The sequence below is a fragment of the Nitratidesulfovibrio sp. 1201_IL3209 genome (assembly GCF_036763125.1).
In the GTDB taxonomy this organism is placed as follows: domain Bacteria; phylum Desulfobacterota; class Desulfovibrionia; order Desulfovibrionales; family Desulfovibrionaceae; genus Cupidesulfovibrio.
The window spans coordinates 1-719 of sequence record NZ_JBAIYT010000074.1; the positions used below are offsets into that span (position 1 = coordinate 1).

Annotated in this window: 1 protein-coding gene; it reads right to left on the bottom strand. The window is 48.8% G+C overall.

Annotation, left to right across the window (positions count from 1 at the left end; all coding sequences use genetic code 11):
* Positions 1–116: 116 nt before the first annotated feature.
* Positions 117–572 (bottom strand): IS200/IS605 family transposase, encoded by a 456-nt coding sequence (tnpA, locus tag V6B97_RS17085; RefSeq protein ID WP_333507710.1) that lies wholly within the window; start codon positions 570–572, stop codon positions 117–119.
* Positions 573–719 lie beyond the last annotated feature (147 nt).

Here is a 719-nt window from a genome sequence, read left to right on the forward strand (position 1 = left end):
AATCAAAACCACCCGCATAGCGGGTGGTTTGCTCTGCCCTATAAGGGCATATTACCGGCCTGCGCCTAAAGGACGCTGCTTTCACTGCGTTCAAGCCAGTGCCTTTGTCTCTTTGGCTACCCCTTGAAGGGGTTTTCATACTCCCGCGTGGTCAACTTGTCCTGCATGATGTCATGCTTTTCCTGCTGCCGTATGTACTTGCGGATAGTGGCCTCATTAAGGCCAACGGTACTTACAAAGTACCCCTCCGCCCAAAACTTGCGGTTGCCGAACTTGTATTTCAGGTTGGCGTGCTTGTCGAAGATCATCAGTGAACTTTTACCTTTCAGGTACCCCATAAAATTCGAAACGCTGATTTTGGGCGGGATGCTCACCAACATATGCACATGATCCGGCATGAGGTGCCCTTCCAGAATTTCAACGCCTTTGTATTTGCAGAGGTCACGGAATATTTCACCGATGCTTTCCCGAAGCTTGGCGAATAGTATCTTGCGCCGATATTTCGGGGAGAAAACAATGTGATACTTGCACAGCCATTTTGTATGGGCTAAACTTTGAACCTTGGCTCCCATAAAACACCTTTCCTTAGGTTGCGACTGGCTTGAACACCTATAGCGTAACCGGAAAGGTGTTTTTTGGTATAACCGATTGACTCCACCCGCATAGCGGGTGGTTTTCTGTTTCGGTCGCTTCGCTCCCTCAACTGGCTAAAGCCATAA

What these genes read in the sequence shown, in the direction of transcription:
- tnpA (WP_333507710.1), bottom strand. Translation starts at nt 572, where the DNA reads ATGGGAGCCAAGGTTCAAAGTTTAGCCCATACAAAATGGCTGTGCAAG.